At 60.6% G+C, this 18,900-nt stretch carries 15 protein-coding genes; 9 read left to right on the top strand and 6 right to left on the bottom strand.

Annotation, left to right across the window (positions count from 1 at the left end; genetic code table 11):
* From ACILSL_RS04970 to ACILSL_RS05005, 8 genes are all read left to right on the top strand, one after another.
* On the top strand, positions 1-669 hold the full coding sequence (locus tag ACILSL_RS04970) for a hypothetical protein (RefSeq protein WP_395730897.1): 669 nt from the start codon (positions 1-3) through the stop codon (positions 667-669).
* Entirely contained in the window at positions 666-1,934 is a 1,269-nt protein-coding gene (locus tag ACILSL_RS04975; RefSeq protein ID WP_395730898.1) for an MFS transporter, read from the top strand. Before ACILSL_RS04970 ends, ACILSL_RS04975 begins: the two co-directional genes overlap by 4 nt.
* The gene (locus ACILSL_RS04980) at positions 1,927-3,183 is read left to right on the top strand and encodes a glycosyltransferase (protein WP_395730899.1); all 1,257 of its coding nucleotides are present in this window, start codon (positions 1,927-1,929) and stop codon (positions 3,181-3,183) included. The genes ACILSL_RS04975 and ACILSL_RS04980 overlap by 8 nt, the downstream gene beginning before the upstream one ends.
* Entirely contained in the window at positions 3,180-4,472 is a 1,293-nt protein-coding gene (locus ACILSL_RS04985) for a glycosyltransferase (protein ID WP_395730900.1), read from the top strand. The genes ACILSL_RS04980 and ACILSL_RS04985 overlap by 4 nt, the downstream gene beginning before the upstream one ends.
* A complete protein-coding gene (locus tag ACILSL_RS04990) occupies positions 4,469-5,740 on the top strand; it encodes a glycosyltransferase (protein WP_395730901.1) in 1,272 nt (423 codons plus the stop codon). Before ACILSL_RS04985 ends, ACILSL_RS04990 begins: the two co-directional genes overlap by 4 nt.
* Entirely contained in the window at positions 5,737-7,002 is a 1,266-nt protein-coding gene (locus tag ACILSL_RS04995; protein WP_395730902.1) for a glycosyltransferase, read from the top strand. Before ACILSL_RS04990 ends, ACILSL_RS04995 begins: the two co-directional genes overlap by 4 nt.
* Positions 6,999-7,736: a glycosyltransferase family 32 protein gene (locus ACILSL_RS05000; protein ID WP_395730903.1), complete on the top strand. Its 738-nt coding sequence runs from the start codon at positions 6,999-7,001 to the stop codon at positions 7,734-7,736. The genes ACILSL_RS04995 and ACILSL_RS05000 overlap by 4 nt, the downstream gene beginning before the upstream one ends.
* A 122-nt stretch (positions 7,737-7,858) precedes the next feature.
* On the top strand, positions 7,859-8,446 hold the full coding sequence (locus ACILSL_RS05005) for a hypothetical protein (protein WP_395730904.1): 588 nt from the start codon (positions 7,859-7,861) through the stop codon (positions 8,444-8,446).
* Here the strand turns inward: ACILSL_RS05005 and ACILSL_RS05010 are convergent.
* Entirely contained in the window at positions 8,436-9,173 is a 738-nt protein-coding gene (locus ACILSL_RS05010) for a YqjF family protein (protein ID WP_395730905.1), read from the bottom strand. The genes ACILSL_RS05005 and ACILSL_RS05010 overlap by 11 nt on opposite strands.
* A gap of 57 nt (positions 9,174-9,230) precedes the next feature.
* On the opposite strand from ACILSL_RS05010, the gene ACILSL_RS05015 reads away from it, so the two are divergent.
* On the top strand, positions 9,231-9,770 hold the full coding sequence (locus tag ACILSL_RS05015) for a lipocalin family protein (protein WP_395730906.1): 540 nt from the start codon (positions 9,231-9,233) through the stop codon (positions 9,768-9,770).
* 49 nt (positions 9,771-9,819) lie between these two features.
* Here the strand turns inward: ACILSL_RS05015 and ACILSL_RS05020 are convergent, their stop codons facing one another.
* From ACILSL_RS05020 to ACILSL_RS05040, 5 genes are all read right to left on the bottom strand, one after another.
* Positions 9,820-11,289, bottom strand: coding sequence for a DUF1501 domain-containing protein (locus tag ACILSL_RS05020; RefSeq protein ID WP_395730907.1), 1,470 nt, complete (start codon positions 11,287-11,289; stop codon positions 9,820-9,822).
* 254 nt (positions 11,290-11,543) lie between these two features.
* Positions 11,544-12,107 (bottom strand): hypothetical protein, encoded by a 564-nt coding sequence (locus ACILSL_RS05025; protein WP_395730908.1) that lies wholly within the window; start codon positions 12,105-12,107, stop codon positions 11,544-11,546.
* A gap of 299 nt (positions 12,108-12,406) precedes the next feature.
* Complete coding sequence (locus tag ACILSL_RS05030) at positions 12,407-15,667, bottom strand: PSD1 and planctomycete cytochrome C domain-containing protein (protein ID WP_395730909.1); 3,261 nt, start codon at positions 15,665-15,667, stop codon at positions 12,407-12,409.
* A 102-nt stretch (positions 15,668-15,769) separates the two neighbouring features.
* Positions 15,770-17,089 (bottom strand): dipeptidase, encoded by a 1,320-nt coding sequence (locus ACILSL_RS05035; protein WP_395730910.1) that lies wholly within the window; start codon positions 17,087-17,089, stop codon positions 15,770-15,772.
* 53 nt (positions 17,090-17,142) lie between these two features.
* Entirely contained in the window at positions 17,143-18,867 is a 1,725-nt protein-coding gene (locus ACILSL_RS05040; RefSeq protein ID WP_395730911.1) for a cell division protein FtsZ, read from the bottom strand.
* Positions 18,868-18,900 lie beyond the last annotated feature (33 nt).

Genomic DNA, 18,900 nt, shown 5'->3' on the forward strand with positions numbered 1-18,900 from the left:
ATGAACAACAACACTCACTCCGCCCACGCCATCCCGCTTTGGCTCAAGCTTGCCTACACCGCATTCATGGCGGTTTTGATTCCCGTTTACTGGTATCACTACGGCTCGACAAACTTCCTCTATTTCTGCGACATTGCCCTTGTCTTCACGCTGTTCGGGATATGGCGGGAAAGTCCGCTGCTCCTCTCCTTGCCAGCGGTGGGAATCTTGATGCCGCAGGCTTTGTGGTGCGTTGATTTTGCCGTGCAGTTCGGCGGTTTCAAGATGACGGGCATGACGGCCTACATGTTTGATGAAACCAAGCCTTTGTTTCTACGCAGCTTGTCTCTCTTCCACGGCTGGCTGCCCTTCCTGCTGGCCTGGCTCGTGTTCAGGCTGGGCTATGACAAGCGTGCACTCAAAGGCTGGACGGTGGTGGCCTCGGCCTCGTGCCTCGGGGCCTATTTTTGGCTGCCGAAGGCCGGTGCTATTCTTTCCGACCCCAATCTGCCGCGCAACGTGAACTACGTTTTCGGCATGGACGATGCGCACCCCCAGACCTGGATGAGTCCTGAACTTTATCTCGTCACATGGCTTGCGCTGCTCATTTTCGTGGTCTTTGTGCCGACACACTTTGTGCTGAAGAAAATCTGTCCCACGCCCGAACAAGCCGCCGCCAAACGCGCATGAACGTTTCTTCCCCTCCAACTCTTCAATCCAGCTGGCAGCGTGGATTCTGGAGCCTGATGGGCACCCAGTTTCAGGGGGCCTTCTCTGACAACGTGCTCAAGTGGCTGGTCATCTATCTGGTGATCGCGCAGAAGCTGCCCAAGGAGCAGCTCGATGCGCTGGTGTCGGATTCAGGCATGTACTTCGCCATTCCCTTCCTGCTGCTCTCCATGTTTGGCGGCTGGATGGCCGACCGCTTCAGCAAACGGCATGTGATGATCGGTGTGAAGACCATGGAAGTCGGCATCATGATCTTCGCCACCTATGCGCTGGCCTCCGGCAGGATGGGGCTGCAGCTCATGAGCATCTGCCTCATGGGAGTTCACAGTGCCTTCTTCGCGGCATCCAAGTACGGTTCGCTGCCTGAAGTGGTGCCTTCTGCAAAGCTTTCGTGGGCCAATGGCGTGATCGAGATGCTCACCTTCCTGGCGGCGATCTTCGGCACCCTGGTCGCCGCTTGGCTGGCGGAGAGCTTCGCGGGCAAACCTGCGTGGTCGGGCGGCATTCTGTTGGCGCTGGCCATGATCGGCTGGCTCATGAGCCTGGGCATCACGCGTGTGCCTGCCGCGAGCCCTGACAAGCCACTGCGCCTCAACTTCCTCGGTGACCTGTGGCGTGAATTCAAATGGATGCGCACGGACCGCGATCTGTGGCGGGCGAATCTTGGTAACACGGGCTTCTTTTTCATCGCCGTGCTCATTCAGATGAACCTGGTGCTCTATGCGGAGCAGGTGCTGCACATCAAGCCGATGGAAAACAGCGCCTTGCAGGTCGCCCTCGCCGTCGGCATGGCGGCTGGCAGCATGCTCGCGGGAAAATTGAGCGGGGACCACGTGGAGTATGGCCTCATTCCGCTCGGGGCCTTCCTCATGGCCACCATGGGCTTCGCGCTCGGGCTGGCGGACATCTCCAAATCGGCCTTCACCGTCTGTCTCACCCTGCTGGGCATCGGCGGCGGCATGTTCATCGTGCCGCTGGCGGCAGTGCTGCAGCACCGGCCACCGGCAGATCGCAAAGGCTCGGTGCAGGGCGCTGCCTCGTGGCTTTCCTGGGTGGGTATCAGTGCCGCCGCTTTGCTGCAAAAGGAATTGAATATCCGTCTGGGCTGGACGCCCGGAGACATCTTCTGGTTCTGCGGAGCCGCAGCGGTGGTCGGAGGTGTTTATGTGACGATGTCGCGTCCGCAGGCCCTGCCTGCGCTGCTCAAACGCTGGACGCATGGCTGAGATCCTTCTGCTTCCCTTCGGCAGTGCCGGCGATGTGTTTCCCTTCATCTGGCTGGGAAGGCAGCTCATGGCGCGCGGACACCGTGTGAGAATGATCACGGCATGTCTGTTTGAAGAGCAGGCACGCAAAGCCGGCATCGAATTCATTTCTCTCGGAGAAAGAGATGAGTTCGAGGCCATGATCCGAGATCCTCGCATCTGGAAGTCCGGCATCGGCACGAAGGTGGTGTTTGAATTCGCCGCCAAATCAGTGGAGCCCTATCTCGCGGCCATCGAGAGCTGCGGAAAAGTTGATCTGATGCTGGCTCCCGTCACCGCATTTGCCGGACGCTTGGCTCGTGAGAAACACGGCATCCCGTTGATCACTGTGCACCTGCAGCCCGCCGTTTTTTTGAGTGTGCATGAGACGCCGCTGCTGCATCCGCTCATGCGCCTCTTTAACAAGCTGCCTGCGGGTTTCAAAAAGCTGATCTTCTCACTGCCGAATCCTGTCGATCTCTTCGCGCTGCCCAAGGTACGCCGCATTTGTGAAGCGAATGGCGTCAAACCACCGCGCAGTCTGTGGCGTGAGTGGTGGGATTCACCTGATGGTGTGCTCGCACTCTTTCCCGCATGGTTCGCAGCGCCGCAGCCGGACTGGCCGGCCAATCTGCTGCAATGGACTTTTCCACTCGAAGACCTCGCCAAGGAGCAGGCCTTGCAGCCGGAGTTGCAGGCGTTTCTCGCACACGGAGAGCCCCCGGTCATCTTCACTCCGGGCAGTGCGAATGTGCAGGCAGCACGCTTTTTTGCCGTCGCTGCGGAAGCCGTCAAGCGCATCGGCTGCCGTGCAGTTTTTGTTACGCGCGAGCCGAAGCAGGTGCCGCTGAATTTGCCATCCAGTATTCTCACGGTCCAGTATGCCCCTTTCAGCACGCTGCTGAAGCATGCAGCGGTGTTTGTGCATCATGGAGGCATCGGCACAATGTCCCAAGGTTTTGCCGCCGGTGTGCCACAGCTCATCATGGCGATGGCCCATGACCAGCCCGACAATGCGGATCGTCTGGAGCGCCTCGGTGCCGGCATCGGGCTCAGCGTGCGGCAGTTCACCCCCGAGCGTGTGGTTGGGTGTTTGAAACGGCTGCGGGAGGATGTGACGTTTCGACAATCTTCTCTGGCGTGTTCGGCAAAGATGCGGCAGGACAGAGACCCGGCGGCATTGCTGTCCTGGATTGAAACCCGAATTGCACCTCCTCTGATTCCTGCATGAGCCACGTCCTGCTGCTACCCTATGGCACCTCGGGCAGCACCTATCCGTTCATCTGGCTGGGACGACAGTTGATGGCAGGGGGGCATCGCGTGACGCTGGTCACTGCGCCGAGGTATGAGTCCATCGCCAGACAGGCCGGATTGAACTTTGTAGCCACGGGCGGCGAAGAGCTGGAGCAAATGCTCAAAGCTCCCAGCCTGTGGAAACTGGGGATCGGACTGGCCACCGCCTACACGCATGGAGGCCGTGCGGCCAAGGATTACGTGGCGGCTGCGGAAGAGGCTATTGCGCAATACGGCCCCGCCGATCTGTTGATGGCACCGATGATCTGCTTTGGAGCGCGAGTGCTGCGTGAGAAGCTGCGGATCCCTCTGGTGACGGTGCATCTCTACCCGATGATGATCATCAAGGCGCATCTGCCTCCCGTGGTCATTCCGCCTTTCCTGTGGTTGCGCCGGCTTCCGCTGCTGCTGCGCCGGCTCATTCTGTGGTTCCCGAATCCGCTGGACCTTTTTGCCTATCCGGCGGTGAGGCGCTGCTGCGCTGAACATGGTGTCACACCGCACAGCTTGTGGAAGAAGTGGTGGGATTCGCCCGATGGGGTGCTGACTTTGTTTCCCGACTGGTTCGCGCCGCCGCAGCCTGACTGGCCAAAGAACTTGCTGCAGTGGGACTTTCCACTCGAAGACATGGCGGCAGAGCGCCCTATGGACGAGGCACTGGCCAGGTTTCTGGCCGAAGGCGAGAAGCCGGTGCTCTTCACTGCAGGGACCGGACACTTTCATGCCGAGGCCTTTTTCTCGACGGCTGCAAAGCTGGTCAGAGAGCTGGGTTGCCGCGCCGTTTTCATCACGCCGAAGACAGACCAAGTCCCCAGAGATCTGCCCGCAGGAGTGTTCGTCTCGGCTTATGCGCCTTTCAGCCGGCTTCTGCCACGAGCACGCGCATTTGTTCATCACGGTGGCATCGGCACGACTTCGCAGTGTCTCGCGGCCGGACTGCCGCAGTTCGTGGTGCCCATGTCGCTGGACCAGCCGGACAACGCAGATCGCGTGAAGCATTTAGGTGTCGGCTTGTGCATCAGCCAGGGACGGTTCACGGTGGAACGTGCGCTGCCGCTGCTGAGGCGCTGCCTGGAAGATGAAAAGCTGCGCGAGAGCGCGGGCGAGCATGCCAGCCGATTGCATGACCGCCCCAGCCCGGATGTGCTGTTGGACTGGCTGGAGAAGAGAATGCGCAGCACCCACCCGAGCCGCATACCTGCGGCTCATACGAGAGACCATCCATGAAACGCGTCCTAATGATCATCCATGGCAGCTTTGGCGACCTGCTACCGTTCGTCTGGCTGGGGAAGCTCCTGCGGAACCGGGGCCATGTGGTGACGCTGCTCTCCACGCCTAATTTTAGCGATCATGTGAAGCAGGCCGGGCTGGAATTTTGGCCTCAGGAAGATAGCTTGAAGAAAGAGCTGGATGCGCACCAGGGCATGAGCAGCGGCGTGCAGGCGTTTTTTGTCACCAGCAGTCGGGCAGGGCGCACGGCCGAGGAATGCCTGAGATCCGTCGATGGCTGGGTGGAAAAAAATGGCCTGCCCGATCTGCTGGTGTCGCAAAAATTCTGCTTCTCCGCGTGGATGCTGCGTGAGAAATGGCGCCGCCCTCTGCTGACCGTGCACCTTTTTCCCTTCATGATCCGCAGCCTTGCAGAGCCGCCTGTAGTCCTCCCCGCTTTGCGGCATCTGCGCCGCATGCCTGCTGGGGTCCGCCGTCTGGTGCTGAGTGCGCTCGACGTCTTTGACCGTCTGTCCCTGTCCTCTCTGCGCCCGGTATGCGAGGCGAGGGGGATAAAGATGCCACGAAAGGTGGAACGCGAATGGACGCACTCACCGGACGGATCGCTGGCTTTTTTCCCGGAGTGGTTTGCAGCGCCGCAGGATGACTGGCCCCGCAACCTGCTGCAATGGGACTTCCCCTTGGAAGACGGCGCGAACCACGGGGTGCTGCAGCCGGAACTGGAAAACTTTCTCGCTTCCGGGGAAAAGCCGGTGGTCTTCAGCGCAGGCAGCGGAAACAACCGCGCCCAACGTTTTTTCCACACGGCGGTGCAACTGGTCCGTGCCCTGCGCTGCCGCGCGGTGTTTATCAGCACGACTACGGATCAGCTTCCGGCCGATCTTCCTGCGGAGATTTTCACCACCAGCTATGTGCCGTTTGGTGCGTTCCTGCCCCGCTGCCGGGCCTATGTGCATCATGGTGGCATCGGCACCACGTCCCAATGTTTCGCCGCTGGCATTCCGCAGATGATTGTTCCTATCACCTTCGACCAGCCAGACAACGCCGACCGCATGGAGCGGCTGGGGGTGGGCGCCTTTCTCAATACGCCGCGCTTTAATTTCGAGCGGGCCCTGCCTCTGCTGCGCCGCTGTCTCGAGGATCCTGAGATCAGGGCGGAGGCTCAGAAACTGGCCCTGAGATTGAAACAGAAAAAAGATACGGGCGATCTGCTCACGTGGATCGAAGCAAGGTCATACTGTGGAGGGGAAGGAAAGGCTTCATGAAGCACATTCTGCTGCTGCCTCACGGTACGGCGGGAGATGTGTTTCCGCAGATCTGGGTGGGACGCCAGATGCTGAGGCGCGGTCACAAGGTGACCATGATCTGGACGGAGGCCTTTAGGGAGACCGCCCTGAAAGCTGGTTTGGACTTTGTGGCGCTCAAGGATGAGGGCTACGAGGAAATGATTCGGAATCCCGCTTTGTGGAAGCCGCATGAAAGCCTGAAGCTTACGTACTCTTTCGCGGGGCGCTCCATCGGGCCGTACGTCCATGCTGTGATGGAAGCCGCAGGCCGGCATGGTATGCCCGATCTCATGCTGGCACCCATCATGGCCTTCGCCGCACCGCTGCTCCGGGCAAAGCTCGGCGTGCCGCTGATCACCACGCACATCGCCACGCTCCAGCTCATGAGCGCTCACGAAGTGCCGCTGAGTGTGCCTGCAGCACGACTGCTGCGGAGGCTGCCGCTGCTTCTGCGCAAGACTTTTTTGAAGCTGGTGGCCCCGTACGACCACCTGGCTTTCTCCCAGGTGCGCAGCGGCTGCCGTACCCATGGCATCAGGCCCCCGCGCCGCCTGCGGGACTGGTGGCACTCTCCCGATGGCGGCCTGGCACTCTTCCCAGAGTGGTATGCCGGACCTCAGCCTGACTGGCCTGCCCACACTCTCCAATGGGATTTCCCCTTGGAGGATGTTGCCGATGAAAAGCCTCTGGGCCCGGAGCTTTCCGCCTTTCTCGACGCCGGGGAAAAGCCGGTGGTCTTCACCCTCGGCAGTTTCCATCTGCATTCGCGGCGCTATTTTGAAGTCGCGGCCAGGATCGCCGCTGAACTGGGCTGCCGCGCGGTGTTCGCCACGCGGGAGGTCAGCCAGGCTCCAGCCGCGCTGACGCCCTCGGTGTTTGTGACATCCTATGCGCCATTCAGCGCGCTGCTGCCCCGTGCACGGGCCTTCGTGCATCATGGTGGCATCGGCACCACCTCCCAATGTTTTGCTGCCGGGCTGCCGCAGCTTATCACTCCACTGGCCTACGACCAGCCGGACAACGCCGCCTGCGTGGAGCGCCTCGGCGCTGGACTTCAGCTCGACATCGGCCAGTTCACTGTAAAGCGCGCCCTGCCTCTGCTTCGGCGCTGTCTTACAGATGGAGGCATTCGCCAGCAGGCCGCCGCCTGTGCTGCACGCATGCGCCAGCGGCCAGACGCAGACAAGCTCGCAGCCTGGCTGGAAGCACGGTGCCTCAACTCTTCCCCCTCACCTGCGTGATCCCGCGCATCATTCACCAGACCTGGAAAAATCGTGAGATCCCCGAGCATTTGCGGGAGTTTCAAAAATCATGGCTGCAACAGCACCCCGGCTGGGACTACCGGCTTTGGGATGACGCGGACAACGAGCGGCTGATCACGGAGCACTACTCTGAGTTTAGAGATCATTATTTGCGGTCCATGCCGCCGATCCTCAAAGTGGATCTGGTGCGTCTGGCCTATCTGCATCGCTTCGGCGGGATCTATGCGGATTTGGATTGTGAAGCCTTGCGACCGCTGGATCCGCTCCTTTCTGCCGGCAGCATCGTTGTGGGCAGGGAGCTGAAGGGCATTGGCCGCATGATGAGAGGTCGTGACTTCATCATCAACGCCCTCATCATCTCGCCTCCCGGGCATCCTTTGTGGCTGGACATAATGCGCCAGATGGCCGCCGGGTACCGGCCACGCCGGCGGTTTGAGCCTCATCCCGCGCATGTCATCCGCATGGCCGTGGCCGTGCTGGACTCAGCTGTGGAGGAGTACCAGACGCACCACGCCGACATCACCGTCCTGCCTCATGCAGCGTTCTACCCGGCGCCGTCCAACGAGCGTCTCGTCGCCACCCGCCGGCGTCTTGCGGCTGCCTGCGACTCCTATGTCATCCACCATTACGAAGACTCCTGGTTTTCACCGCTTGGAAAAATGGTGAATGCCGTGCAACGGATCTGGCAGCAGTGCTTCGCAAGAAAGTCGTGACTCTGGGTGGTGTGGCTTCCTCCTCCGGAGCTCGAGGAAACGCTTCTGGCCATTTGAGGCGGCAAAAGATGAGGCGGCAAAAGACGCTTGATTTCGAGGCTTTGAACCGATGTAATTCCCGCATGATGCGAATCCTCACCTGCCTGCTGCTGTTCACCGCCTTTCTTCATGCCGATGAGTTCGACCCGAAGGACAACACCATTGTCCTCGGCAAGCGCGTGGGCTTGATCAAACCGGGCATGACCGCCACGGACATCGAGCGTGCCTATGGCAAGGGCAGCCTCAAGCAGCAAAAGATCCCCGGCGCGGAAGGCGAGGAAATCGACGGCGCGAAGCTTTTTGCCGACACGGACCGTGAGCTGGAGATCGTGTGGGATCCCGACAACGAGAAGAAGCAGGTCGTCTTTGACATCCGCGTCATGGGCAAGGCCTGGAAGTTTGAAAACGGTCTCAAGTCGGGAATGACCGTTGCAGAGGTTGAGAAGATCAACGGTAAGCCTTTCAAGATCGCCGGATTTGAATGGGACTACGGCGGTTACGCCAACTTTGAAGGCGGCAAACTGGAGGGGAAGGTGAGCATTCGCTTCAGCCCCACCACGGAAAACATTCCCGAATACCTCAGCGGCGACAAACAGCTCTCCTCCACAGACAAACAGCTGCGTGCCGCCAAGCCCCTCGTCGACGAAGGCATCTCGGTGTTCATGAAGTAAGCGGATACACCGCCACATCAACACCTGACGAGCCAATCATGTGGTCCGGCGGTCGCCGTGGGTCCGTGAATCCGGCCTGCAGCAGCGGATTCACATCCCAGGTCTCCAGATTTGCGTCTGCAAGCGCGTAAGGCGTGTGGTGCACCTGCCCGCAACGGAGGCCGCGTGGCGTCTGGGAGAAGAGCAGGTAACGCTCGGCAAGGAAAAAAGCCAGCGAACCGGGCTCGGCGACCTGAGATTCTGCGGCGATCCGATAGCGAAATTGTGACGCGGCCGGTTCACCACCTCGCTGACAGCGGTAGTCGATGCAGCCGTCTCTCATCTGTGCGCTCATTCGTGCATTCTGATAGGGAAGGTGGAAGAAGGTGCGCGCCGTCCAGACTGCGAGCCGCTGATTGCAGTCCAGCGAGTAAAACCACACGCCGGGCCGGCCCTGCTCATCGTGCACATAGGTGCGCACATTGAGTTCAAGGAAATCGCTGATGCCGCGCACCGGCGGGCAGAAGCGCGGGCGAATGCCGCGCATGTAAAATGGCACAATGGCCAGCCACGCATCGCCTTGAAACGTGTCCACAAACAACCCGGGCGGCAGTGTGCGCTGAATCTCCGCCGCATCCCAGCGCCAGTGCAGAAAGAGCAGGCTCTCCCAGCGCTGATGCATCACATGCGTGCGCACCGGGCGCTCACGGAAGGCGAGACGGGATTCGAGCGTGGGTGTGGCAGGCATGTTGGGATGATACGCTTGAATTCGCACCCAGGCGCCGCTCGGATTCGTTCATCAGTCATGCGCCATCGATCTTTGAGCCTCGTCTTCCTGCTGCTTTTTTTGCTCAGCCTCGCCTCCTGCTCCTCCATGAAACCCGCGCCACTGCGAACCGTTCCCCATGTCGATCTGAAGCGCTATGTCGGCGACTGGTTTGTCTTTGCGAACATCCCGTATTCGCTGGAAAAGGGCAAGGTGGGCACGCTGGACCGCTACGCACTGCGTCCGGATGGCAAAATGGACAATATCTTTCTGTTCCGTCGCGGCAGTCTCGATGCGCCGCTGGAGCAGTGGAAAGGCGTGGCCTGGGTTCATAACAAGGCCACCAACGCTGAGTGGCGCGTGCAGTTCGTCTGGCCGCTGCGGGTTCCTTATCTCATCATCGACCTCGACCCGGACTACCAGTGGAGCGTGATCGGCTATCCCAATCGCAAACTGGCCTGGGTGCTCAGCCGCAAGCCCGTGCTCGATGAAGCCACTTATCGCGGCATTCTGGCGCGCATGGCGAAGCAGGGCTACGACACACGCTTGCTGACAAAGGTGCCGCAGAAGTCAGAGTAAACAAAAAAAGAGGCAGAGCTTTCGCCCTGCCTCTTTGGTAAGGATTCGATCAAGCAAACAGCTTCGTCACCGGCTTGGCCTTCACCAGTTCACGCGGCTGGTTGAGGTGATTGTAAACAATCGTCTCGGGATCGATGCCGACGGCGTGGTAAATGGTGGCCAGGAGCTCGGTCGGATGCACGGCGTCTTCAACGGGGGCGGAGCCCGTGGCGTCTGATTTACCGTGAACGTAGCCGCGCTTGATGCCAGCACCACCGACGATGGCGGTGTAGCAGTAAGGCCAGTGGTCACGACCGTCGGCGCTGTTGCTGTTGCCGCTGGTGGACACGCCTTTCTCCGGGCTGCGACCGAATTCGCCGAGGGCCACGACGATGGTTTCATCCAGCAGGCCGCTGGCATCCAGATCATCAAACAAGGCGCTGAGACCCTGGTCCAGCATGGGGCCGGATTTGTTCTTCATTCGTTCCGTGAGGCCCGCATGGTGGTCCCAGGAGTGGTTGTCGGAGTTCGCGACCTTGGGCCAGATGACTTCAACGACACGCGTGCCAGCTTCGAGCAGACGACGGGCGAGCAGGCAGCTCTGACCGAAGGTGTTGCGGCCATAGCGGTCACGCAGCTTGTCTGGCTCACGATCGAGGGCGAAGGCATCGCGCGCCCGGCCGCTGGAGATAAGGTTCAGCGCTTGGCTGTAGTAGCTGTCCAGGCTCATGTCCTTCACGGCAGCTTCGATTTGCGGCATCTGGTCATTGATGGCATCGCGCAGCTTCGCACGGCGCTCAAGACGCACGCTGAAGAGGTCGGGACGCAGCTGGAGGTCGTCGATCTTGATGCGGTCCATCTTGCCCATGTCGAGGTCATCGCCATCGGGGAAGAGCGTGTAGGGTTCGTAGGCTTTGCCGAGGAAGCCTGCGCCGCCGCCTTTGCCGACGACGTTGGATTCCTGCAGAGGGCGCGGCAGTTGCACGAAGGGGAGCATCGGCTCCTGCAGCGGCTTCAGGCGCACGATGTTGCTGCCGAAGTTCGGGAAGTCTTTTGCGTTTGGCGGCTCGAGCTGGCCGGATGGACTGACCTTGTCAGTCGTGTAGCCGGTCATGATCTGGTAGATCGCCGCCGTGTGATTAAAGAGACCATTCGGCGTGTAGCTCATCGAATTGATCATCGTGAACTTGTCGTTCACCTTCGCGAGGCTCGGAAGGATCTCGGTGAAGTGCTTGCCGGGGACCTTGGTCGGGATCGTTTTGAAGGCGCTGCGCACGTTGTCCGGCACGTTTGCCTTTGGGTCCCACAGGTCGAGGTGTGATGGACCGCCCTGAAGGTAGATCATGAGCACGTGCTTCGCCTTGCCCCAGCCCGCACGGCCAGCGTTAGGAGAATTCGCCGCCATGGCCTGGCCACGGAGCACGTTGTTGAGCGTGAGGCCCATCATGGATCCACCGCCCACGCGCAGGATGTCACGCCGCGAGAAGCCGAGGTTTTTGTCGCAAAGGTCTTTGCCGGGAACGCCTGGGATGCGGAACATGGTGTGCTAGGGGTTGAGATGGAAGGTCAATATCGGGGCCATGTACGACAAGGAAGGGCTGATCTTGCCATTTTAGGGGTAGATCGTCGCGGCCGGGCAGGAAAGTCCATGCCGGGGGAGGGGATCATGCTTTTTCCCGCTTCCGGTGGCGAAACGGATGCCAGAGCTGTCCCAGGTAGTGTTTTGAAATCGGCTCGTGAATGCTAAACGCCTCGGGCTTGTGGTCTGTGCTGCGGTAAGTGCCGAGGTCCGGTTCAGTAATAACTGCAGAATCTTCGGATTGCACTCCTGGACAGTTTATAACCTTCCTGCAATAAATCCTGCGTGAACACCATGGGCCGCAGGCTGCTCGGCACGGGATGGTTCCTTAGCCAGAAAGACGTCCAGAATGGATTGCGGGTGCAGCGGTGGAAAAAAGGGTAGTTTACAGGGGCTTTAGGCCGCTGGTCCAGGTCAATGATGAGCCCATCCGTTGTCACCAGTTCCCAGAAAATCGGATCGATAACTTGAAGTCGGTCGGTTAGGCCCATAAGCCGCGCGTCCGGATTCAGACGCTCTCGGAGCGAAGCTATCTCAACACCTGTCAGCCATTCGAGAGGAGATGAGTCTGTAATAAACAGTGAAGGGGGATTAGAGAAGAGCATCTCCGGTATTGGCGAAGCCAAGCGGCAGACTTCGTTCCTCCACTCATCCATCCAGCGCTGAACAGATTGATGACGCTGCTGAACTGGTGCTGCAGCCGGTTCCACTGACCAGGCATATCCCACGCTCCACACGCTTGCAGCAGCAAGGGCGAAGATGCGCAGAACCGAGCTCATGATGCGATGCTGCCGTGGTAGCAGGATTGTGTCGAGAAAATTTCTTGAGGGCCGCAGCTTCTGTTTATTGCGGATTTGCTGCCAGGCATGAGCATGAGTCCGCTTGTGGAACTGGGCATCATGGCCGGATTCGCCTGCTCGTGGGCGAACCACGTACAGCCAAGCAACAGCCCCAACGAAGAGCAAACGGCGGCACAACGCAGGCAGAAACGAGCACGCGGCGATTTCATGCCCCGAATACTACTTGGCTGAGCAGGTCAGTGTCGAAAGCGAATTTCAGGAGGAACCGCTCTCAATCCTCAATCCTCAAACATGAACTCATTGCTCATGAGCAGCACCTGCGCCAGCTGGCTCAGTGCGCTTTGCGGGCGGGCACGACCGATGGGCCAGCGGCTGCCGTCGCAGAAGTCGGCTTTGGAATTGGTGAGTACTTCGCCGGTGTCGGCTCGACTGATGGTGGGCTGCCAGTCAAAGCTGTCACTGTCGGTGCCGCCTTCGTTGTGAACGATGAAGCAGAGGGTGTCGCCGCGCTTCACGTCGGTGGTGAGCTGCACAGGGACCTTCTTGTTCTGCGGGGTGCAAAGCTGCTCGGCCAGGATGCCGGTGCGTTCATTGTAGATCCAGGCACGTACGCCATCGCCGCGGTCACTGCTGCGGCTGAGCGTGCTGTCGATGGAGATCTTCATGTCAGCCGGCACATGCCAGCGGGCGGTGACGATGTAGTCGCTGGGGGCGGCGTGGGCGCCGTAGTTCGCCCAGAAGACGTGGCCCCATTTAGGATCCGGGATCGTGGCAGCAGGGCTCCAGACTTTCTGACCGCCACCGCCACGGTCAGTGAGCTGGGTGAAGGCCTGGAACTCGGTGAAGGACGGCTTGCCTTCGGGAGTGCGTGCGAACTTCATCGTGCCGTAGCTCCAGCGGAAGGGCTTCTCGGCATTGAGTGCAGTCGCATCGGCGGCGAAGCGTTGCGCCAGTTCGACTTCATCCGGCTTCGGATCGCGGGCCAGGATGCGGCGATACATCGCGCGGATGGCTTCGGAATCGAGCGTGGTGCCTGCCAGCGGCGTGGCCTTGGCGATGGCATCGGCCCGGGCGCGCATGAAGGGGCTGTTCATGAGAAACAGCGCCTGCTGCGGCACGGTGGTGTTGAAGCGCTGCGGGCTGTGGCCGTCCGGATTGGCGAAGTCAAACATCGCCGGTACGCTGGCCTGATCATAGCGGTCCACCTTGAGATAAACGGTGCGCAGGGTGTCGACATCCTTCGCGTTCAACTCCACGGCGCGTCCACCGTGCTTGCTGGTGTCGAGTTCACCGGTGGCGGAGAGGATCGCGTCACGCATGGTTTCATAATCAAGGCGCTGGCGGTTGAAGCGGCTGAGCAGATCGTTCTCAGCATCCTTGGTGGCTTTTTCCGGTGTGGCATGGCTGCTCTGCTGGAAGGTGCGAGAGGTCAGGATGAGCGTGTGCAGCTTCTTCAAGCTCCACCCATTTTCCATGAAGGTGGCGGCAAGGTAGTCCAGCAGATCTGCCTGCACGGGCTTGGGAGTCTGCACACCGAAGTCGCTGGTCTGGGAGACGAGCGGCTTGCCGAAATGCTGCAGCCACACACGGTTGACAATGACGCGCGCAGTGAGCGGATTGTCCTTGCTGGCGATGTGTTTGGCCAGATCCAGACGACCGCTGCCATCGGTAAATTTTTCGCCGCCAAACATCGTGAGCCAGGCACGCGGTGCGGGATCGCCCTGCCGCGCAGGATTGCCGCGGATATAGACGCGCACGTCCTGCGGCTTCGGTTTGTCCACCATCACCATGGCGCGTGGCGGAACGCCGGGATGGGTGCTGTCGAGTTTGGTGCGCTCGTTGTTGAGGCGCACCACGGTCTCGCTGTCCTTACGGGTGAAGAACGTGTTTGCACCCTCGACCGGCACCGACATGGGCGAAAGCTTGTCCTGCATGAGCTGGCGCATGGGCTCCACCTTGCTGTCGAGAATGATGCGTGCGTAGGCCATGGCGACATCCTTCATCGACTTCGGCGGTGTCTGCGTGAAAGCGGCGGCGATCTCCGGTGTGCAGCCGCTTTCCGGCCTTGCCAGCTCCTGTGCAATAGCGGCTGATTTTGCGGCAAACTCCGCCTCAGGAAGTTTGGCGAAACGATTCCAGGCAATCATCGTTGCGTGCGGCTTTGCGCCCAGAGCGTAGCGATTCAGGAAGTCGCGCCACTGGCTGGCCACCCGGTCACGCAGCTTGACCTGGCCGGCCTTGCCTTTGAAGACGGTGATGTCTTTGATGTCCACCGAATCCTGGGCGAATGCGAGGTATTCAGCCAGCCGCTCCGGCTTCCTGAACTCGTCATAGACGGTGCGTTTGAAGTCGAGTTCCTTCTTCGCGATTTCGGCCACCTTGGCGTCGTAGTCCTGCTGATCCTTTTCATTGGCCGCCTTGCCGATGATGGGCATTTCAGTGTCATTCGGCTCGTCGCTGCTGTTCAGGATGCTGTAAATCGCATAGTAGTCGCGGCTTGGGATTGGATCGAATTTGTGATCGTGGCAGCGTGCGCAGGCAACGGTGAGTCCGAGGAGGCCGCGGCCAATGACATCGATGCGGTCATCGGTGATGAGCAGACGGTCATTGATGAAGCGTTCGCCGACATTGTAGAAGCCCAGCGCCGCAAGATTCGGCGAATTCGGCGTGGCTGTGGTCATGCGGTCCGCCGCAAGCTGGTAGCTCACAAATTGGTCGTAGGGCATGTCATCGTTCAGCGCCTTCACGATCCAGTCACGGTACGTGTAGGCGTAGGGGTAGTAATTGCTTCGGCCGGCCACCTGGTAGCCGTTCGTGTCGGCATAGCGCACCACATCCAGCCAGAAGCGCGCCCAGCGCTCTCCATAAGCGGGTTGGGCAAGCAATTGCGGGATCAGCGTCTGCGGAGTTGGATTCTTCTGCAACTCGTCAAAAGTCGGCGGCAATCCTGTGAGCGTGAGGTGGATGCGACGCGTCAGCGTGGCCGGATCGGCAGGCGCGGCGAAGTCGAGTCCCGCAGCCTTGAGTTTGGCACCCACGAACGCGTCGATGGGGTTGCCGGTAAAACCCGCGGGAAGCGCAGGCTTTTGCACCGGCTTGTAGGCCCAGTGCTGCATCGGGTCGGCTTTGGCATGCTCAGCCACCGCAGCCTCTGCAGGCCATGGCAGGCCCATGCTGATCCACTTTTCGATCGCCGCGATCTGGGGCGCAGGCAGCTTGTCTCCCTTCTTGGGCATCGCCTCGATACCTGCCACATGGTTGATGGCCTTGATCAGCTTGCTGGCGCTTGGATTGCCAGGTTCCACGACCTTGCCGTAATCACTGCCGTGAATGACCGCCGCCCGCGAGTCGAGACGCAGGCCGTTCTGGTGCTTGTGCGCGCCATGACAGTCGTAGCAGCGTTCCGCGAGCACGGGACGGATGTTTTTCTCGAAGAACTCGATCTGGTCAGGCGGAAAAGACTCGGCAGCCGAGGCAAGGGAACTTGCGACGGCAAAGCCGCCCAAAACGAGAGAGGGAAACTGGAAACGCAGGGTCATGTGGGGGTTCGACAGGGGGATTCTACATCACTTCCCGTCAAAAACCAAACGCGCAGCGAACGTGCCACCTTGCAGGCCGTAAAACGCGGTTTTTATCACTTGTCAGACCTGATTTGCCTTGAGCACCCGCAGCATGTTGCCGCCGATGACCTGCCGGATCGTCTCATCGCTGTGACCGCGCATGATCATGCCGAGGGTGAAAAGCGGCCAGTTGGACCAGGCGACGCTCTGCTCTGCCTCGATGCTCGTGACGTAGTCGTCCTTGGGCCAGAGATGCTCCCACTTGTCAGCGCTGCCGCCGGGGGCTTTGAGCAGCTTGGCCCGCTCCTCCTTGTCAAAACGCGAGGTGTAGGCCACATCGCAGCCGATGGCGGCGTGCTTGGCCCCGAATTTCTTGATGAGATGGTCCAGGTGATCCAGCAGAGCGGTGATGTCGCCTTTGCCACCGAGGAAACGCGGGATGCAGCAGATGCCCACGAGACCGTCGGTGTCGCAGATAGCCTTGATGGTATCGTCCGGCTTGCCGCGGAAGTGCTCATAAACGCCGCAGCAGGTGGTGTGACTGGCCACCATGGGCCGCGTGCTGGCCTTGGCGGCATCGTAGGCCGTCTTCCAGCCGCTGTGCGCCACATCGGCAATGACACCTATTTTGTTCATCTCTGCGATGGCTGCATGGCCGAAATCGCTCAGGCCACCATCGTGGGGCTCTCCGGCGCCGTCTCCGAGCGGATTGCGGCGGTTGTAGGTCACGTGCATCATGCGAGTGCCCAGTTCGTGGAAGATGCGAATGAAGCGCAGTTCATCGCGCACGCTCTCCCAGTCCTGCATCAAGGGCACGCCATTGGTGGTGAAGCACAGACCGACGTTTCCTGCCTTTTTCAGCGCCTCGATTTCAGCGGATGTTACGACCTTGGAGAGTGTCGGATTCAGCAAGTCTGTGGCTTTGGTGAAATGCGCCAGGCGCTTGATCAGCCGCATGGGGTCGCTGCCTTCTTCGCCCGTATTTTGGAAAATGCAGGTCACGCCGGCGGCGTGGAAGGCGTCGAGGAATTCCTTGCGCTCGCGCTCGTTGGTCGCGTTGCGGTTCATGGACATGGACTCGCGCAGGTCGTTGATCTCGGCGGCGCCCATGCCGGATTTGATCGCCTCGTTCATCGCCTCCGCATCGACGGCGCAGCGCGGCGCGAAGCCGTAGCTTTCAAAGACGACGGAGCCGAAATGCAGCTCCCAGGCGTGGTCAATCTGCGCCTGCGTGGGCTTCAGCAGGCTCAGGGCGATTTCGCGCGGCTTGTCGATGGCCGGATTGCCGGTGATCCATGATTTTTTGGCCTCCTGCGAACGGGCGAGGATGTTGAAACTGCCCGCGCAGGCAGCAAGGGGCAGTGTTTGAAGCAGGCGACGGCGTGTGAAAGGAGCGTTCATGCGGGTGAACAAACGCGCCTTGGGTGCTGTTTTAGAGCAGCAAATGCACAAGCCTAGCGGCGAAGCTTCTTCTTCAGGCGCATCCAGGTCGGGACGTCGAGGTCCTCACCTTGCACGATCGAGGGCTCGGTGTCCTTGAAGCGGCCGCGGTCTTCTTCGCCGAGGCTGAAGGTCTGCTGGCTTTCAGCCGCCGTGGGTTTGCGGGTGAGGACGGCGGTGGCGCTGATTGTGGTCGATTCGGGCTCTGGTTCGTCGAACGAAATGAGGTCGTCCTGCGCAGCAGAGACTTCGGTCTGCAGGGTGACACTGCGGGCCACGACGGCGGCGAGGGTCGATTCCTTGCTGCTGCGGGCGGCATCGGCAAGTTCCTTCGCGGCAGGCGTGCGCACTGGAATGCGTGCCGTTTCCGGAGTGGGAACGATCACAGATGGGGCTGAGGGTTCTTCAAAGGGCTCAAATGTCTCAAAGGGAGGCGGCTCTTCCACATGGGCCACCGGCTGTTCCACGGGCGGCAGTTGGGCAGCTTCCGCATGAAGGCTGGCCAATGGGAAAGATTCACTGACGGCAGAGACTGCGGCAAACTCCTCGGATTTGAAAAGCAGATCCGGGGGCGATGCTACGGGCGCTGGGGGCGCAAACAAAGAGGGGGCTTTCTTAGCCGCAATTTCGCGTCTGGGAGCGGGGGCGGCTACTGGAGCCGGGGCAGGGGCCGGGGCTGCGACAGGGGCGGGCGCGGGCAGCTCAGCGCGGGGCTGGAGCATTTCCGAAGGCGGTGCGGCAGTGGCGTGGGCGTTGAGCTGGTTGAGTCCCAGCGAACTGATGAGCGTGACGGCGACGGCGTCTCCCAGCTTCGCATCGACACCGAGGCCAAAGAGAATGTGGGTTTGATCCGGCACGTGACGTCCGAGCTGCTTCATGACACCCTCGACTTCGACCAGGGTGAGTGATTCGCCGCCGGCGACGTGGACCAGCAGGTTCTTCGTCTGGTGCAGGAGGCGGCCAGAGTCGATCAGCGGGCTCTTGAGCGCTTTCTTGAGCGCCTCGGCACCACGGTTCTGGCCGCGGGCTTCGCCGAAGCCAAAGAGGCAGCGGCCGTTGGCATTGGCCAGCGCGGAAGTGAGGTCGTCGAGGCCCAGCTTCACCAGGCCGGGCGTGATGGTGATGGTGGAGATGGCGCGCAGGCTCTGGGCGATGAGCTGGTCCGCCTGATTGAAGGCTTTCTGAATGCCATCCTTCGGCAGGATGAGCTCGCCCATGCGGTTGTTTTCAAACAGCACGAGGGCATCCGCACGTTTTTGCAGCAGTTCCAGCGCCTCCTCGGCCTGGGCCAGACGACGGCGGCCTTCGAAGCTGAACGGCATGGTGGCGACAACGAGCACCAAGGCACCGGTGTTCTTCGCGATTTCAGCAATGACAGGGGCCGCACCGCTGCCGGTACCGCCGCCGAGTCCGGCGCTGATGAAGATGATGTCGTGATTCTCAACGGCCTGACGAATCTGCTCGCGCGAGAACAGCGCCGCCTCACGCCCGAGATCGGGGTCGCCACCGGCGCCGATGCCCTTCATGAGCTCGGCACCCAGCTGGATCTTCACCGGAGCCATGGAATGACCGAGCACCCGCACATCCGTGTGCGCGCAGACCAGCGTGGCATCCACGATGCGGTCCAGGGTGATGCGATCGACAACGTTGGAACCTGCGCCACCGACACCGACGATGCAGATGCGCGGTGCCGCAGTGCTGGCACCTTCAGTTGATTGGGAGCGGTCGTATTCTACCATAATCGTGGGTGGTTAAGGTTGGGCTGCTGTCTT

It is taken from the genome of Prosthecobacter sp. (assembly GCF_044222345.1).
Classification (GTDB): Bacteria; Verrucomicrobiota; Verrucomicrobiia; order Verrucomicrobiales; family Verrucomicrobiaceae; genus Prosthecobacter.

What these genes read in the sequence shown, in the direction of transcription:
- ACILSL_RS04970 (WP_395730897.1), top strand. Translation starts at nt 1, where the DNA reads ATGAACAACAACACTCACTCCGCCCACGCCATCCCGCTTTGGCTCAAG.
- ACILSL_RS04975 (WP_395730898.1), top strand. Translation starts at nt 666, where the DNA reads ATGAACGTTTCTTCCCCTCCAACTCTTCAATCCAGCTGGCAGCGTGGA.
- ACILSL_RS04980 (WP_395730899.1), top strand. Translation starts at nt 1,927, where the DNA reads ATGGCTGAGATCCTTCTGCTTCCCTTCGGCAGTGCCGGCGATGTGTTT.
- ACILSL_RS04985 (WP_395730900.1), top strand. Translation starts at nt 3,180, where the DNA reads ATGAGCCACGTCCTGCTGCTACCCTATGGCACCTCGGGCAGCACCTAT.
- ACILSL_RS04990 (WP_395730901.1), top strand. Translation starts at nt 4,469, where the DNA reads ATGAAACGCGTCCTAATGATCATCCATGGCAGCTTTGGCGACCTGCTA.
- ACILSL_RS04995 (WP_395730902.1), top strand. Translation starts at nt 5,737, where the DNA reads ATGAAGCACATTCTGCTGCTGCCTCACGGTACGGCGGGAGATGTGTTT.
- ACILSL_RS05005 (WP_395730904.1), top strand. Translation starts at nt 7,859, where the DNA reads ATGATGCGAATCCTCACCTGCCTGCTGCTGTTCACCGCCTTTCTTCAT.
- ACILSL_RS05010 (WP_395730905.1), bottom strand. Translation starts at nt 9,173, where the DNA reads ATGCCTGCCACACCCACGCTCGAATCCCGTCTCGCCTTCCGTGAGCGC.
- ACILSL_RS05015 (WP_395730906.1), top strand. Translation starts at nt 9,231, where the DNA reads ATGCGCCATCGATCTTTGAGCCTCGTCTTCCTGCTGCTTTTTTTGCTC.
- ACILSL_RS05020 (WP_395730907.1), bottom strand. Translation starts at nt 11,289, where the DNA reads ATGTTCCGCATCCCAGGCGTTCCCGGCAAAGACCTTTGCGACAAAAAC.
- ACILSL_RS05025 (WP_395730908.1), bottom strand. Translation starts at nt 12,107, where the DNA reads ATGAGCTCGGTTCTGCGCATCTTCGCCCTTGCTGCTGCAAGCGTGTGG.
- ACILSL_RS05030 (WP_395730909.1), bottom strand. Translation starts at nt 15,667, where the DNA reads ATGACCCTGCGTTTCCAGTTTCCCTCTCTCGTTTTGGGCGGCTTTGCC.
- ACILSL_RS05035 (WP_395730910.1), bottom strand. Translation starts at nt 17,089, where the DNA reads ATGAACGCTCCTTTCACACGCCGTCGCCTGCTTCAAACACTGCCCCTT.
- ACILSL_RS05040 (WP_395730911.1), bottom strand. Translation starts at nt 18,867, where the DNA reads ATGGTAGAATACGACCGCTCCCAATCAACTGAAGGTGCCAGCACTGCG.